Source organism: Corynebacterium sp. CCUG 65737 (assembly GCF_024454115.1).
In the GTDB taxonomy this organism is placed as follows: Bacteria; Actinomycetota; Actinomycetes; order Mycobacteriales; family Mycobacteriaceae; genus Corynebacterium; species Corynebacterium genitalium.
The window spans coordinates 43,268-57,589 of sequence record NZ_JAGPZB010000001.1 but is presented as its reverse complement, the minus strand read 5'-3'; the positions used below and the strand labels follow the sequence as shown (position 1 = coordinate 57,589).

Genomic DNA, 14,322 nt, shown 5'->3' with positions numbered 1-14,322 from the left:
GCGCCTCGCACTCGGCGAGGGTGCGGCCGCGCCTTACACACGCCAGCCCCGCGCTATTTCTTGCGCGTGCCCGCCTTCACCACACGCTTGGTGGTCTGCTTCGGCTTCTTCGCAGCCTTCTTGGTGGCCTTCTTTTTGGAGGCCTTCTTCTTCGTGGCTTTCTTCGCCCCGCCACCGGCGGCATCCTCGGCTTCGCGGGCGCGCCGGGCCGAGAGCAGTTCGTTGGCGCGGGCGTCCGTCATGGTTTCGGGGGTGTCGCCGCGCTGGAGGGAGGCGTTGGTTTCCCCGTCGGTCACGTAGGGGCCGAAGCGGCCGTCCTTGACGGTCATGGGCTTGCCGGAGACGTCGTTGTCGCCAAGCGCCTTCAGCGGCGGCTGAGCGGCGGCGCGGCCGCGGCGCTTCGGTTCGGCGTAGATGCGGCGGGCCTCATCCAGCGTCACGGTGAAGATCTGGTCCTCGTTGGCCAGCGAGCGCGAGTCGTTGCCCTTCTTCAGGTACGGGCCATAACGGCCGTTCTGGGCGGTGATCATCTCACCGTCGGAGGGGTCCTCGCCGACTTCGCGGGGCAGGGAGAGGAGCTTCAGAGCGTCGTCAAGCGTCACCGTCGACGGTTCCATGGAGGAGAACAGGGAGGCGGTGGCGGGTTTGAGTTGCTCGTCGACAAGCTGCTCGGTGCGCTTGACTCGCGCTGCTTCCGCGGTCTTCGTCTCCCAGTTCTTCGCGCGCTTGCCCTCGGCCGCGCGCTGGGCGTCTTCCTCGGCGCGCTCGGCGGCGATGACCTCTTGGGCGTGGGCTTCGGCGGTGGCACGCTCGTCATCACGGACAAGCTCGGTGACGTAGGGGCCGTAGCGGCCTTCCTTGGCCACGATCATGCGGCCGGTGTCGGGGTTCTGCCCCAGCTCACGGCCGGTCGGCGGGGTGGCAAAGAGCTTTTCTGCCATCTCTTGGGTGACTTCGTCCGGAGTCGTGGATTCGGGCAGGTTGGCGCGCTGGAACTCCGGCTCGCCGTCGCTTCCCACGCCGACCTGGCGCTCCAAGTACGGCCCGTAGCGGCCGACGCGGACGTAGACGGGACGGTCTTCCTCGTCGCGGAAGAGCTCGAGGGAATTGACCTTGCGGGCGTCGATCGCCTCGAGGTTGGCCTCGATGATGTGCTTCAGGCCGCCGCGGCGCGCTACAGCCTCGGCGGTGGTGTCGGATGCCTCGGCGTCGCCGAAGTAGAAGCCGGTGAGCCACTCGGTGCGGTTCTCGGTACCTTGGGCGATCTCGTCGAGCTCGTCCTCCATCGAGGATGTGAACTCGTAATCCACGAGCGCGTCGAAGTTCTGTTCCATGAGCCCCACCACGGAGAACGCGACCCAGGTGGGCACCAGCGCGTTGCCGCGGGTGGCCACGTAACCGCGGTCCTGGATGGTCTTGATGATGGACGCGTACGTCGACGGACGGCCGATGCCCAGGTCCTCCATCTTCTTCACCAGCGACGCTTCTGTGTAGCGCGCCGGCGGGTTGGTGGAGTGGCCGTCAGCTGTGACCTCGCGGGCGGTCAGCGCGTCGCCTTCAGACAGCTGCGGCAGGTGCTTTTCCTTGTTGTCCTGCGTGTCGGAGTAGGCGCGCAGCCAGCCGGGGAAGGTGATCGTGCGGCCGGAGGCGGTCAGCTCAACGTCGGTGCCGTCGGTAGCTTGACCTGCGACAACGACGGTCATAGTGGTGCCGCGGGAGTCTTCCATCTGGGAGGCGACGGTGCGCTGCCAGATCAGTTCGTACAGCTTGAACTCCTCGGCGTCGAGGGCGCTCGCGAGCTCACCGGGAGTGGCAAATCGCTCGCCGGCGGGGCGGATCGCTTCGTGCGCCTCCTGCGAGTTCTTCACTTTGCGGTCGTAGCGGCGCGGCTGATCGGTCACGTAGTTCGACCCGTACAGCTCTCGGGCAGCGTTGCGTGCGGCATCGAGCCCCTGCTTCGACAGCGATGTGGAGTCCGTACGCATATACGTGATGTGGCCGTTTTCGTACAGGCGCTGCGCGATGCGCATCGTGCGCGCCGAGGTGAAGTGCAGCTTTGCACCCGCGGCCTGCTGCAGCGTCGACGTCATGAACGGGGCGTACGGCCGGCGGGAGTACGGCTTCGACTCCACGCTGGCAACCGTCAGGTCTTGTCCGGTCAAACCTTCAGCGAGCACTTCCGCACGCTGCTTATCGACGACAACTACCGCATCATTCTTCACCCCACCTCGGTCGTTGAAATCACGACCCTGGGCGATCTTCGTCCCGTTGATGGTGGACAGTTTCGCGTCGAAGTCGTCCGGGTTGGCGGCCCCGCCGCTGCCCGCGTTCAAGGTGGCGGTCACGTCCCAGTATTCGGCGGAGACGAAAACCATGCGCTCGCGTTCACGTTCGACAATCACGCGGGTGGCCACCGACTGCACACGGCCCGCCGACAGGCGCGGCATGACCTTCTTCCACAGCACGGGCGATACCTCGTAGCCGTAGAGACGGTCGAGGATGCGGCGGGTTTCCTGCGCGTCGACGAGGTCCATGTCCAGCTCGCGGGTGTTCTCTGCGGCCTCGCGGATGGCGGATTCGGTGATCTCGTTGAACACCATGCGCTCTACTGGAACCTTCGGCTTGAGCACCTCGAGCAGGTGCCAGGCAATGGCCTCACCCTCACGGTCCGGGTCTGTTGCCAGCAACAGTTTGTCGGAGCGCTTCAGCTTGTCTTTGAGGTCAGTGACCTTTTTCTTCTTGTCGGGGCTGACCACGTAGATCGGCTGGAAGCCGTCCTCGGGGTTCACTCCGAGCTTGGCCCACGTTTCCTTCTTGTACTTGGCGGGAATGTCAGCGGCGCGGCCGGGCAGGTCGCGGATGTGGCCCACAGATGCTTCAACGAAGTAGTTGTCGCCCAAGTATTTTTGGATCTTCTTCGCCTTGGTCTGTGACTCCACAATGACCAGTGTTTTGCCGTTATCCGTCACGCCGGGTGACTCCTTAAACCTCTCGAGCTCATTCTCTATGACAACTACCACGGAATATAAGGTCTTTGTGACTGATCATGAAAACTTCCCTGAATAAGTTCCACGCGAAGTACACTTTCCTGACATGGCTGAGATGATCGATTCGCTGATCCAATTCTTGGAGCAGTTGATGACCATGCCTATCTTCTATCCGCTGCTAGGCCTGCTCATCACTGTCGACGCGCTGTGCCCGCTCGTCCCCAGCGAAACCGTCCTCAACTTGGCGGGCGCCTTCTCCGCCTCCCAGGGTGTGCCGGACGTCAAATGGGTCATCGGGGCTGCCATGATCGGCGCGCTGATCGGCGACAACCTGTGCTTCATGCTGGGCGGGAAACTGATCCACTTTGTCAACCGCCTGGACCCAGACTCGAACGCCGGCCGCGCCATCGAATGGGTGCGGGACAACATGAACCAGCACGGTCCTGTCACCATCATCGTGGCACGGTTCATCCCGTGGGCGCGGTGGGTGGCCACGATTCTGCTGGGCTCCGTGCGCTTCAGCTGGTTCAAGTTCTTCTTGTACGACACCATCGGCGTCGTGCTGTGGGTCTTCATCGGCGTTGGCGTGGGGTACCTCGGCGGCACGATCCTGTCGGACTTCCCGCTGCTGGCCATGATCGTCGGTGTGATCCTCGGCTCGCTGGTTGGCCTGGGCATTCAGCGCCTGCAGTCACGTTTGTTGGACTGGCGCGATGTCCGGCGCGGTGTCTCAGTGATCTAAGAGGCCCGCACACGCAAAAACGGCGCCCGAGTGGGGCGCCGTTTTTTGACCGTCGACAAGCGTTAAAGCGCGCGGACCTGCTGTGCCTGCGGACCCTTGCTGCCTTCGCCGATCTCGAACTCGACCTGCTGGTTCTCTTCGAGGGTGCGGAAGCCGCTGCCCTGGATCTCGGAGTAGTGGACAAAAACGTCAGAAGAGCCGTCATCAGGTGCGATGAAGCCGAAGCCCTTTTCGGCGTTGAACCATTTCACAGTTCCTGTTGCCATTGTGGTTAACCTTTCGTAGATGCTTGGAGCTCGCGAGCACCCGGTAAGGCGCACACAATCTGCGACCACCGACCAGTGTGCCATGACTTGGCCAATCACGCCGGGCGAGCCGAAAAGTTTTCCGTACCCTAATTACCGTTGGAGGGATCCGCATGGATGTGATGGCCCAAGAGCTGCTCGAAGGGCTCACTCGCGCATGCCCGCAGGGCACCATCACGCATGCGCGCACCGTCCCCGGACGCCCCGCGCGCCATGTTGAATGGCCGCAGTGGACAGATGAGGCGCTGCGCACGACGCTTATCGACGCTTCCATCACCCTCCCGTTTTCCCACCAGGCCGAATGCGCCCAACTCGCGTGGGACGGCCGCGATGTGGTGGTGGCTACTGGGACGTCGTCAGGCAAATCTTTGGGTTACCAACTGCCGGTGCTGACGACGCTGGCGGAGGATCCGACCGCGTGCGCGATCTACCTGACGCCGACGAAGGCGCTGGGATCCGATCAGCTGATGGCGGTGAATACCCTCATTAAGGGTCATCCGGTGTTGGGTGGGGCTGGTTCCGCCCCTATCAACCCCGCACCCTACGACGGAGACACACCTACCGAGGCTCGTCCCGTGGTGCGGGAGACCACCCGCTTCGTGTTCACCAACCCCGACATGCTGCACGCCGGCATCCTCTCCGGCCACCCGAAGTGGGCCCGGCTGCTGCGCCACCTGCGGTACGTCGTGGTGGACGAATGCCACTCCTACCGCGGCGTTTTCGGTGCCAACGTCGCGCTGGTGCTGCGCCGCCTAGACCGAATCGCCCGGGCCTATGGGTCGCGGCCAGTGTTCGTGTGCGCTTCTGCAACGGCCGCTGACCCCGCCGTCCACGCGTCCCGTCTGACCGGCCGCGATGTGACCGCTGTGACAGAGGATGGCGCCCCCACCGGCGAACGCACCTTCGCCTTGTGGGAGCCCGGTTTCATCGAGGGTGCCGAGGGCGAGAACGGCGCCCCCGTCCGCCGCGCCGCCACCACAGAAGCAGCCACGATCATGGCGGACCTGGTCGGGGCCGGTGCCCGCACGCTGACGTTCGTGCGCTCCCGGCGCGCTGCCGAAATCGTGGCGATGCGCGCAGCTGAGGATTTGGTTGCCGCCGGCCGGGCCGACTTCGCCCAGCGGATCGCCTCCTACCGCGCTGGGTACCTTGCTGAGGACCGTCGCGCGTTGGAGCGGGCTCTCGACAACGGTGACGTGCTCGGCATGGCCACGACGAACGCGCTGGAACTCGGCATCGACGTCGGCGGACTCGACGCCGTGGTCATGGCCGGTTTCCCCGGCACCGTGGCCTCCTTCCGGCAGCAGGCGGGCCGGTCGGGCCGGCGCGGGCAGTCGTCCCTGGTGGTCATGGTTGCCCGCGACGAGCCGATGGACACCTACCTGGTCCACCACCCCGAGGCCTTGTTGGACCGGCCGGTGGAGAATAGCGTGTTCAACCCGTGGAACCCGTTCATTTTGCGGGGGCATGTGTACTGCGCGGCCGTCGAGAAGCCGCTCACGCCCGATGAGGTGGCAGCCAGCGACAGCATCGCCCGCACCGTCGCCGAGCTGGAAGAGCAGGGTTTCCTGCGTCGCCGCGCCAAGGGCTGGTTCGCCGTGCCGCAGCTGGACGGGCCCATCACGCCGGAGTCGGCGCATGCCTCGGTGAGCCTGCGTGGCGGCACTGGTGACGAGGTCATGATTGTCGATGTCACCGACGGGCGCCTGCTCGGCACCGTCGATTCCGCCCGCGCCATGTCGCAGGTGCACGACGGGGCTGTCTACGTCCACCAGGGCGAATTCTTCGTCATTGAAGAGCTCGACCTGGAGGGCTACGTCGCGCTCGCCCGCCCGGAGATGCCCGACTATTCCACGATGGCGCGGTCCACCACGGACATCGCTGTCATCGGCACGGTGGACAAGGTCAACCCCTCGCCTGGGTTGTGGGTGGCCAGCGTGGATGTGGAGGTCACGGACCGGGTGACGGGGTACGTCGTCAAGCTTTCCGACGGCACCACCTCCGAACACATCCCCCTGGACTTCCCCCCGCAAACCCTGGTCACACGGGCGGTGGCCTACACGATCGACCCGCTCGTGCTGGACGAACTCGGCATCGCCGCCGGCGACGTCCCTGGGACCCTGCACGCTGCTGAGCACGCCGCGATCGGCCTGCTGCCTCTGCTAGCCACGTGCGACCGGTGGGACATCGGCGGCGTATCCACCGCCCTGCACCCGGACACGATGTTGCCCACCGTGTTCGTGTACGACGGCCACCCCGGCGGCGCCGGCTTCGCCGACGAGGGCTACGCGCGCTTCCACGAGTGGATTGCCGCGACCTACGACGCCGTGAAGTCCTGCGGGTGCGCCACCGGATGCCCCTCGTGCGTGCAGTCACCGAAGTGCGGCAACGGCAATCAACCACTGGATAAAGCGGGCGCGCTGAAGTTGTTAGGCGCGCTGGCTACCATGACGGCGGGAATGAGCGACCGCGTGCGCTGAGCCCCTGGCTATCGGTGGTCCGGCAGCCCCGCTGTCACAGCGGCCCGGCGCGCGCCGTCGCTTCGGCATGTCTCGCCCCACCCGCCGTGCGCACGGCAGTGGTGACGATCACATCCGCACCGTCGATCGTGCAGGTGCGTACCTCCGCGTCGTTCAAGCTCGCAGTTCTCTCCGCAGTGGAGCACACCTGCGACGCGGTATGTCCCGTGTAGAGCGCAGTTGCCCCGGCGACGGCAGCGAGGTCCGCCGCCACCTGCGCCCGGTGCGTGCCGGCGGTGTGGCTGACCAGGCCGGCCACCACCATTGCCAAGCTGACCACGGCAGCGACGATGGAGGCGGAGAGGATGGTGGCGTGGCCGCGGTCGTCGATAAGCGTGCGCATCAGCGGAACTCCACTGGATACACCGCGGTAGCGCGCATCGGGCGGATAGTCGCGGGGACCTCCGCCGTCACGCGCACGACCTCGGCATCCTCGGTGACAGTGACGCTGATCCCGTCCCGCGGCGGGGTGTAGGTGATGCCGATGGCGTGGGAGCGCGCCGCCGCACCCGCGACGTCCACAGCCGTGATGTAGGAGGCCATGGTGGAGATCCCCGCCACGATCGCCGCAGCCACCGTGACCAACACGGCGAGCGACAGCGCGGCCTCGATCGTGACGGAACCGCGGTCAGCGACGAGCACCTTTCTCATCAGCGCCACCCTCTACCTAACTCGGTGTGTTGGACAGCGCGTCGGTGATGATGCCCTCGATCGCGCTGACCACCCCGTCGCCGTTGATCACCATGTACAGCACCGCGGCGAGAGCGGCTGCGGCGAGACTGCCCATGGCGTATTCGATGGTGGACATTCCGCGCTCGTTGCGCAGGGCAGCGGCACCTGAGGCTGCACGTTGGGATGCTCGTGCGTAGGCGCGCAGCGTGGCGGCGTTGAGCTTATCGACGGCCCCGCGCAGGCCCATCGGCGCGGACTGGATGTTGTTCTCGGTGGGATTGATGATGGCTGCAGTCATGATCACGTCTCCTTTTCTGATGACGGTGTGTCTTGAGAGTTGTTTGCTTGGTTCGTGCTGGTTGTTCTTGTTTCCTGGGTTTTGTGCTGGTTATCTCGGTTCTCTGGTTTTTCATCCACCCCCGAACATGTCTGACCCCAACCCGATGACCACGGGCGCGAGCCCGAGGACGAAGAACGCCGGGAGGAAGAACGCGGCGAGCGGAATGCTGATGAGCACTCCGGCGCGTTCTGCGGCCGCCGTTGCGTCGTCGGCTGCGTCAGCGCGCAGGGACTCGGCGATGCGGTCGCAGGAATCGGCTACCGCTGATCCTGAGGCGTGCGACAACGTGACCGTCGACGCCAGCTCTTCGCATCCTGGGACGCCGTGCATGACGGCCCATGCGCGTTCGGGTTCAATCCCGAGTTCGCTGTAGGCCACAACGCGGCGCCAGAGCTGCCCCAGCTGCGCGAGCTGACCCGATTCCCCCGTGTCCCCCACGTTTTCCCCCTCGTTGAGTGCTTCATCCTGGCCACCCTGTTGGTAGCTTTCTGCCACTGCGGCGGCTGCCGCGGCGGCCGGTAACCCCGCGCGGAAGCAGGCGGCGAACAGTTCAATGTCGCTGGCGATGCGGTGCTTGTCCCACCGCTTTTTCTGCTTCCCCCATCGACTGGTGTTGCCGGGCCCGTCGCGCGGGGCCTTCGGGTCCCGGGTGGACTCGCTTATCCGGCCCGCTGGTCCCACCCCAGGCAGAGCAAGTGCCCCGGCGAGGAAGGCTGTTGCCAGCACCGTGCTTATCGACGCACTCATCCTGCCGCCCTCCCGATGATCGCCTGCGACGTAGCGAACCCGGCGCAGACGAGCGCCGTTCCCACCAGCAGCAACAGGCCGCCGAGCCCTCCGCCGGTGAGTAGGGCCACCGGACGGGCACCCATTGCTTGCCCCATGAGGATCCCCGCGAGCGGCAGTACAGACAGAACCACTGCGGTTGCCCGAGGACCCGCCAGCGCCGCCGTAGTAGCGTTGCGGTGCCGCACAGCGTTGTCCAGGCGGGACCGCGCGCTGCCGAGCAGGTCCGCAACGGGAATGCCCAGCTTGGCCGACAAGCCCCACAGGACACCGACATCCCGCAGCTCAGGCAGGGGTGACGCTGCCAGGATCGCCGCACCCGACCCGCCGCTTCTCGTGTGGGCGGCCACACGGCGCAGCTCGCTGGCAAGATCCGCCGGAGCATTGTCGGTAGTCTGCTCGGCGGCCCGGGTGCATGCTTCCGCCACGCTCGATCCAGCGCGTAAGGCCGCGACCAAGTGGCCGAGGTAACCGGCAGCGGCAACGGCACGGTCGTGGTGGGCGCGGCGCCGGCGGGCCGCCACCACCGAGTGGATGGCTGTCGACCCGGCGACACACACGCTCAGCATCAGCGTCGCCCGGTCCGTCGCGAGCACTGCAAGCACAGCCACCACACCACCGATCCCCACCAAGGGACGCAGGGCCGCCTGAGTCATCGGGGCGGATCTTTGACCGATGCGCAGTGCAGGACGCGCAGGCGGCACGCACAGGGCCAGGGCGAGCAGCAGCGCAGCCGGCCACGAAATCACTGAGATCACGGCTGCACCCCCAGTTCCGTGCAAAGCTCCCGGTACCCGTCGCGCTGCCCGGCGCGCGAATCCCACACGACCCGCGGCACCACCGGGTTGCCTTCCAGCACACCGATCTGGTGGACAATGCGTCGGCCGTCGCTCTCCCGGCGCATCACGATCACCACATCCACCGCCGCTGCCAGCTGCGAGTGCAGCGCTTCCCGGTCGAGCCCGCCGAGCACCGCCAGAGCTTCCAACCGGGCGGGCACCTCATCGATGGAGTTGGCGTGAACAGTCCCCGCACCCCCGTCATGGCCTGTGTTCAGCGCGGCGAGAAGATCGACCACCTCCGCACCACGGATCTCCCCCACCACGATCCGGTCGGGCCGCATGCGCAGAGCCTGTCGCAGCAAGTCGGCAATAGTGATCTCACCTGCGCCTTCCGTGTTCTTCCCGCGCGAGGTCAGGTTGACCACGTGCGGATGCGCCGGAGTCAGCTCCACAGTGTCCTCGATCGCGACGATGCGCTCGTGCTGCGCGACCTGCGCCAGCATGGCCGCCAGCAGCGTCGTCTTGCCTGTCCCGGTGCCACCGACAACGAGAAAAGCTTTTCGCTTATCGACGACTCCCCTCAGCACCGCCTCCCTTTCCCCATCCACAGCCCCAGAGGAACGCAGCTGGTCCAACGTGGCCGTCTTGCTGCGCAACACGCGCAGGGAAATGCAGGTGCCGCCCGCGGAGGTGGGGGCGAGGATGGCGTGGAAGCGTAAGACGGTGCCGTCGATACGCGAAAGGTGCCCGTCGGCGTACGGCTTCGCGCTGTCGAGGCGGCACCCGCAACTGGCGGCTAGGCGCGTGGCTAGGCGGCGCACCGCATCGTCGGAACCCAAGCTCATGTCCGCGCGCTCCAGCCCACTGCCGCGGTCGAAGAAGATGTCATCGGGGCCGTTGACGCAGATGTCGGTGACCCCGTCCATGGCGAGCAACGTCTCGAGCGGCCCTGCTCCCGTCGTTTCGTCGCGCAGAGCACGCATGATGTCCAGCACGTCGAGGTCGCTGATGACCACTGCCTCTTCACGGATGAGACCCGCGAGTTCAGCCGGTGACGTGAGAGACGGGTCGTCAGCAAGGCGGCGTTGCACGGCGGCGATGATGTCTGCGCGCTCCATTAGCTCGCCGCCTTCAAAATCGTTCGAGCTGCCGCGGTGAGTGATCGCGGCAGGCGCGCCGGCAACCCGCCGACTTCGACTGCGCGGACGAGCTTCGGCACGTGCTTGACTTCCGCCACCACCTCCGTGTTGGTCACGTTCTCCATCTCCTCGGCGGTCATCCCGGACCAGCCGCGGTGCCGCAGCACAATGGACACCGGAATGTTCGCGCCCCGGCATTCCGCGGCGATGAGCGCGGTGGCAGCGGCCGCTCGGACCTCTGCCGGCGCAAGGATGAATGCGTGGTCGCACCGGTTGGGCAGCCCGTCTGCAGGCGCGTCAACGACGGTCAGTCCGCCCGTGCCCAGCGCTGTGACGACCCGGTCGAGATCTCCCGCGGCCACGCGGCTAATCCCCGCCGCTTCGGGCACCACCGTCCGGGCCCCGGTGAGCACCCCGATCCCGTCCTTCGTCACCGGCAGTGCCTGGCGCAGTTGTGACCGGTCCACACTGCCTTGGCCGATGTCGAGGTCACCCCAGCGCGCACCGACAACGTCCTCGACGCCGAGTAACAAGTCGATCCCGCCGGAGTAACGGTGGGCGTCGACGATAACGGGTTGTACCTCCGTCGACGCTGTGCGGGCAACGGCCGCCGCGAAGGTGGACGTTCCCGCACCACCAGCCGCGCCGATGAACGTCAGTACTGTGCCCGTCGTCGCAGTGCGGGCACTGGCAACCCCGGTTGCCGCGCGCAGTGCTAACTTCCCAATCGCTCCGAGGAGGTCGGCAGCCTCCGCCGGCAGCGCGAATGAATCGGCCGCGCCCGGTGGAGCCTTGTCGGTTGTTCCACCGGTGGTGTCGCTGCGCAGGTGGAACACTCCGTGGCGCTCGGGAAGGCCGGTGAGGGCGGGGAGGTTCTCGTCGTCGATAAGCACGGCGAAGGCGCGGGAGTGGTGGCGGGTGATGTCGGCGGGACTGTGGGCGTCGATCAATGGGCGGCCCGTTGCGGCCGCGAGGTGCGTTGCCTCGGGGTGCACGATCGGGTCGCCGACGGCGATGAGGATGGGTGCTGTGTCGCTGCGCATGGCTTCACTGTGAGCGCTGCCAACCCCCAGCTCAAGCGGTTGCTTTCGGCCCTGTGGACAACCCCCGTTTTCGCGGACGTGTCACCATTTTTCTGTGGATAGATCTGGCGCTTACCGCGCATTGTGCGCACTGCAGTGACCACAACTAAGGGGCCAGGGAACCGGCCGCTGCGGCGACAGCATGCGGAGAGAATAAGAGACGGCCCGCGCTATCGGGGGGGTGCGCGGGCCGTCTTACCCGGCCACAGGGGGGGATCGGGCCGGGGCCGGCCACACTGTATATCGGGGCCGTGCAGATCTGATTATGGCATATAAATTCGATTCTGCACAAGACCCAAACTCAGATAGTTCGAAAAATATTTCGAAGCCCCCGTACAAACGCATGTGAGCTGGCTGTTTTCCGCGGCAAGTTGGGCAGTTTGTGGATGTAGAATCATTCGCATGACAGATACTGGCCCGGATCACAGCGCCGCAGCGTCACCAGCGTCACCGCAACGCGTCGGCGAAGGCACGGGTGAGCGCGTGGCCGCGTTCTTCGACTTGGACAAAACAATCATCGCCACCTCGTCGGCCTACGCCTTCGGTCGCGGGTTCATGGACAACGGGTTGATCACACGCCAGCAGGCGTTAGAGCTCTACCTGTCCAAGACGTCGTATATGTTCTCCGGCCACTCCAGTGCGAAGATGGATGCGACCCGCGACCGCATGGCGGCGATGGTGAAGGGCTGGCCAGTCGAGCAAGTGCGCGACGTCGTTGCCGACACCATGGTGAGCGTGGTCACCCCAGCGATTTACTCCGAGGCCCGGGAACTCATCGACTACCACCGCGCGCAGGGCCACGACCTAGTCATCCTGTCCGCATCCGCGTCCATCCTGGTGGAGCCGATCGCGGCAGAGTTGGGCATCGAGACAATTGTGGCAACTCAGGCGGAGGTCAAAGACGGGAAGCTCACCGGTGAGATCACCCACTATCTCAAGGGCGACGCGAAAGCGGATGCGGTGCGGCGCCTCGCCGACGAGCGCGGGTATGACCTTGCGCGCAGCTACGCGTACTCCGATTCGCTTACCGACGTCCCCATGCTCGCGATGGTCGGCCACCCCGTCGCCGTGAACCCCGACCGGGGGCTGCGCAAGCATGCGGCAGCAAACGGCTGGGACATCCGCAGCTTCAAGAACCCGGAGCCCCTCTTCCCCTCCCCCGGCGCGAAAGAGATCGGTATCGGCGCCGGAATGGTCGCCAGCGTCGCCGCCCTGACTGCTTTCGGCGTGTGGCTAGCCCAGCGCCGCAAGAGCGCTTAAGGCCCACCGTTACCTACGTCACGCACTCAGCAGGAATGTCATATACAGTAGACTTCCGTTGAGATAGGTTGAAAAAGCTCAAAGCAAGGTTGAGAATCTGCCTGCAATGGGCGGGGCCCACCCGAGGAAGGTTTTAGAACAGTGAGCAACGACGGGATGTACACCAGCGGATCGACCAGCTACAAGGCGAAGATCGATTCCATCCCCCTGCGCGACACGGACGTGACGCAGCCGGGCGCGGACTCTTTGGGCACCCTGGTGTCCAACGCCACCGAGCAGGTTTCCAGCCTTGTCCGCAACGAGATTGAACTGGCTAAGACCGAGGTTGTCGGTGAAGCTAAGAAGGCAGCGATCGGCAGCGGCATGCTCGTCGCCGCTGGTGTGATTGCATTGTTCTCCACCTTCTTCTTTTTCTTCTTCCTGGCCAAGCTGATTGCGATCTGGACGAATGACGCATGGGGCTTCGGCATCGTCTTCCTGCTCATGCTCATCACCGCAGGCATCCTCGCCCTGGTGGGCGTGAAGCGCTTCCAGGCGATGAAGAAGCCGGAGAAGACCATCCAGTCCGTCAACGAGCTCAAGGGCCTCGTCCCGGGCCAGGCACAGAAGAACCTGGAGAAGGACACCTCCGAGCTGTACACCTCCTACGGCACCGGCACCACTGTTCCGGCTGGCTACCCCACCGCGCAGGGCACCGGCTCCACCAAGGTGACCGACTAAGTACCGCTTAATTTTTAGCAGTTTAGCCCGCGCATTGTCGCGGGCTTTTCGCTTATCGACGCACCCCCATGAAACAACCCATCTCCCCGAACACTGTCGCCCTTCCCGGCCCGTTTGAGCACGTCATGCTGCACACCCGCGGCATTCGTCTGCACGCAGTTGTCGCCGGGGATCCGCGCGACCCGCTCGTGCTGCTCATTCACGGCACATTCGGAGCGTGGCTGGACTTCCGCCACGTGATTGAACCGTTAGCTCAGGAGGGGTTCCACGTCGCGGCCGTGGACATGCGCGGTTACGGGATGTCGGACAAGCCCCCGTCGCGCCCCGGCGACGATACGTTGTTGGCCGTCGGGGACATCGACGGCATGATCACCGCCCTCGGGCACGAGCGCGCGCACCTTGTCGGCCATGACACTGGAGGGGCGTTGAGCTGGGTGTATTCGGCCGCTTACCCGCACCGAGTCGACAGTCTCGTCGCCGTGTCGGCAGCCCACCCCTACGATCTGCGCAGCTACATGCGCCGGCGGCCATGGCAGTTGATCTACATGACCACGCGCGTGGCTATCGGACGCCTCCCCAGCTGGTTCCTGCGCTGGTTCGCCGGGGCAATTCCGCAGGTGTGGCGCAGCGAGCTGACCATCAACACCCAGCCGGGTTTCCACCGGTCCGACGCGTTCACTGAGACCCTCGCTCTGCGCGTGCAGGCCGCCAGCATCCACAACGCACTGCGCGGGATCATTCACAACTCCCGCATGCTCACACCGAAACTCATCTCGCTGCCGAACAGAGCCAACGCCAACGCGCCAACCCACGCTCCTGTGCTGCTCATCCACCCGCCCCAAGACGTGTGGACGCGTATCGACGAACTCTCCAGCGCCCGCACCCGCGGCCCCCTGGCCCGCACGAGCATCCCCGGGGCGAAGAACGTGCCCCACGTGGAGAATCCGCAGGGCTTCGTCGAGGCCCTCACGAACTTTCTCACGTAAGC

At 65.5% G+C, this 14,322-nt stretch carries 14 protein-coding genes; 5 read left to right on the top strand and 9 right to left on the bottom strand.

What is annotated here, in order from left to right:
• Positions 1–53: 53 nt before the first annotated feature.
• Entirely contained in the window at positions 54–2,969 is a 2,916-nt protein-coding gene (topA, locus tag KBX17_RS00295) for a type I DNA topoisomerase (RefSeq protein ID WP_256018028.1), read from the bottom strand.
• A 124-nt stretch (positions 2,970–3,093) separates the two neighbouring features.
• Here topA and KBX17_RS00290 point away from each other — a divergent pair, with 124 nt between their 5' ends.
• Positions 3,094–3,729, top strand: a complete 636-nt coding sequence (locus tag KBX17_RS00290; protein ID WP_370687025.1) for a DedA family protein — start codon at positions 3,094–3,096, stop codon at positions 3,727–3,729.
• A 62-nt stretch (positions 3,730–3,791) separates the two neighbouring features.
• Here the strand turns inward: KBX17_RS00290 and KBX17_RS00285 are convergent, their stop codons facing one another.
• Positions 3,792–3,995 (bottom strand): cold-shock protein, encoded by a 204-nt coding sequence (locus tag KBX17_RS00285; RefSeq protein ID WP_005287157.1) that lies wholly within the window; start codon positions 3,993–3,995, stop codon positions 3,792–3,794.
• Between the two features lie 152 nt (positions 3,996–4,147).
• On the opposite strand from KBX17_RS00285, the gene KBX17_RS00280 reads away from it, so the two are divergent.
• Entirely contained in the window at positions 4,148–6,514 is a 2,367-nt protein-coding gene (locus tag KBX17_RS00280; protein WP_256018026.1) for a DEAD/DEAH box helicase, read from the top strand.
• Between the two features lie 34 nt (positions 6,515–6,548).
• On the opposite strand, the gene KBX17_RS00275 is transcribed toward KBX17_RS00280, so the two are convergent.
• From KBX17_RS00275 to ssd, 7 genes are all read right to left on the bottom strand, one after another.
• Positions 6,549–6,896: an Rv3654c family TadE-like protein gene (locus KBX17_RS00275; RefSeq protein ID WP_005287163.1), complete on the bottom strand. Its 348-nt coding sequence runs from the start codon at positions 6,894–6,896 to the stop codon at positions 6,549–6,551.
• Positions 6,896–7,204 carry a hypothetical protein gene (locus KBX17_RS00270; RefSeq protein ID WP_255996235.1) on the bottom strand — a complete coding sequence of 103 codons (309 nt, stop codon included), beginning with the start codon at positions 7,202–7,204 and terminating at the stop codon, positions 6,896–6,898. The genes KBX17_RS00275 and KBX17_RS00270 overlap by 1 nt, the downstream gene beginning before the upstream one ends.
• A gap of 16 nt (positions 7,205–7,220) precedes the next feature.
• A complete protein-coding gene (locus tag KBX17_RS00265; protein ID WP_256018293.1) occupies positions 7,221–7,472 on the bottom strand; it encodes a DUF4244 domain-containing protein in 252 nt (83 codons plus the stop codon).
• A gap of 162 nt (positions 7,473–7,634) precedes the next feature.
• Positions 7,635–8,312 (bottom strand): type II secretion system F family protein, encoded by a 678-nt coding sequence (locus KBX17_RS00260; RefSeq protein WP_005287171.1) that lies wholly within the window; start codon positions 8,310–8,312, stop codon positions 7,635–7,637.
• Positions 8,309–9,109 carry a type II secretion system F family protein gene (locus tag KBX17_RS00255; RefSeq protein WP_256018024.1) on the bottom strand — a complete coding sequence of 267 codons (801 nt, stop codon included), beginning with the start codon at positions 9,107–9,109 and terminating at the stop codon, positions 8,309–8,311. The genes KBX17_RS00260 and KBX17_RS00255 overlap by 4 nt, the downstream gene beginning before the upstream one ends.
• On the bottom strand, positions 9,106–10,251 hold the full coding sequence (locus KBX17_RS00250; protein WP_256018022.1) for a TadA family conjugal transfer-associated ATPase: 1,146 nt from the start codon (positions 10,249–10,251) through the stop codon (positions 9,106–9,108). Before KBX17_RS00250 ends, KBX17_RS00255 begins: the two co-directional genes overlap by 4 nt.
• Positions 10,251–11,315: a septum site-determining protein Ssd gene (gene ssd / locus KBX17_RS00245; RefSeq protein WP_256018021.1), complete on the bottom strand. Its 1,065-nt coding sequence runs from the start codon at positions 11,313–11,315 to the stop codon at positions 10,251–10,253. The genes KBX17_RS00250 and ssd overlap by 1 nt, the downstream gene beginning before the upstream one ends.
• Positions 11,316–11,756: 441 nt before the next feature.
• On the opposite strand from ssd, the gene KBX17_RS00240 reads away from it, so the two are divergent.
• From KBX17_RS00240 to KBX17_RS00230, 3 genes are all read left to right on the top strand, one after another.
• Entirely contained in the window at positions 11,757–12,614 is an 858-nt protein-coding gene (locus tag KBX17_RS00240; RefSeq protein ID WP_256018019.1) for an HAD family phosphatase, read from the top strand.
• 141 nt (positions 12,615–12,755) lie between these two features.
• Positions 12,756–13,334, top strand: a complete 579-nt coding sequence (locus tag KBX17_RS00235; RefSeq protein ID WP_005287193.1) for a phage holin family protein — start codon at positions 12,756–12,758, stop codon at positions 13,332–13,334.
• A 68-nt stretch (positions 13,335–13,402) separates the two neighbouring features.
• Complete coding sequence (locus KBX17_RS00230) at positions 13,403–14,320, top strand: alpha/beta fold hydrolase (RefSeq protein ID WP_256018017.1); 918 nt, start codon at positions 13,403–13,405, stop codon at positions 14,318–14,320.
• The last annotated feature ends 2 nt before the right edge of the window (positions 14,321–14,322 follow it).

What these genes read in the sequence shown, in the direction of transcription:
- KBX17_RS00290 (WP_370687025.1), top strand. Translation starts at nt 3,094, where the DNA reads ATGGCTGAGATGATCGATTCGCTGATCCAATTCTTGGAGCAGTTGATG.
- KBX17_RS00285 (WP_005287157.1), bottom strand. Translation starts at nt 3,995, where the DNA reads ATGGCAACAGGAACTGTGAAATGGTTCAACGCCGAAAAGGGCTTCGGC.
- KBX17_RS00280 (WP_256018026.1), top strand. Translation starts at nt 4,148, where the DNA reads ATGGATGTGATGGCCCAAGAGCTGCTCGAAGGGCTCACTCGCGCATGC.
- KBX17_RS00275 (WP_005287163.1), bottom strand. Translation starts at nt 6,896, where the DNA reads ATGCGCACGCTTATCGACGACCGCGGCCACGCCACCATCCTCTCCGCC.
- KBX17_RS00270 (WP_255996235.1), bottom strand. Translation starts at nt 7,204, where the DNA reads ATGAGAAAGGTGCTCGTCGCTGACCGCGGTTCCGTCACGATCGAGGCC.
- KBX17_RS00265 (WP_256018293.1), bottom strand. Translation starts at nt 7,472, where the DNA reads ATGGGCCTGCGCGGGGCCGTCGATAAGCTCAACGCCGCCACGCTGCGC.
- KBX17_RS00260 (WP_005287171.1), bottom strand. Translation starts at nt 8,312, where the DNA reads ATGAGTGCGTCGATAAGCACGGTGCTGGCAACAGCCTTCCTCGCCGGG.
- KBX17_RS00250 (WP_256018022.1), bottom strand. Translation starts at nt 10,251, where the DNA reads ATGGAGCGCGCAGACATCATCGCCGCCGTGCAACGCCGCCTTGCTGAC.
- ssd (WP_256018021.1), bottom strand. Translation starts at nt 11,315, where the DNA reads ATGCGCAGCGACACAGCACCCATCCTCATCGCCGTCGGCGACCCGATC.
- KBX17_RS00240 (WP_256018019.1), top strand. Translation starts at nt 11,757, where the DNA reads ATGACAGATACTGGCCCGGATCACAGCGCCGCAGCGTCACCAGCGTCA.
- KBX17_RS00230 (WP_256018017.1), top strand. Translation starts at nt 13,403, where the DNA reads ATGAAACAACCCATCTCCCCGAACACTGTCGCCCTTCCCGGCCCGTTT.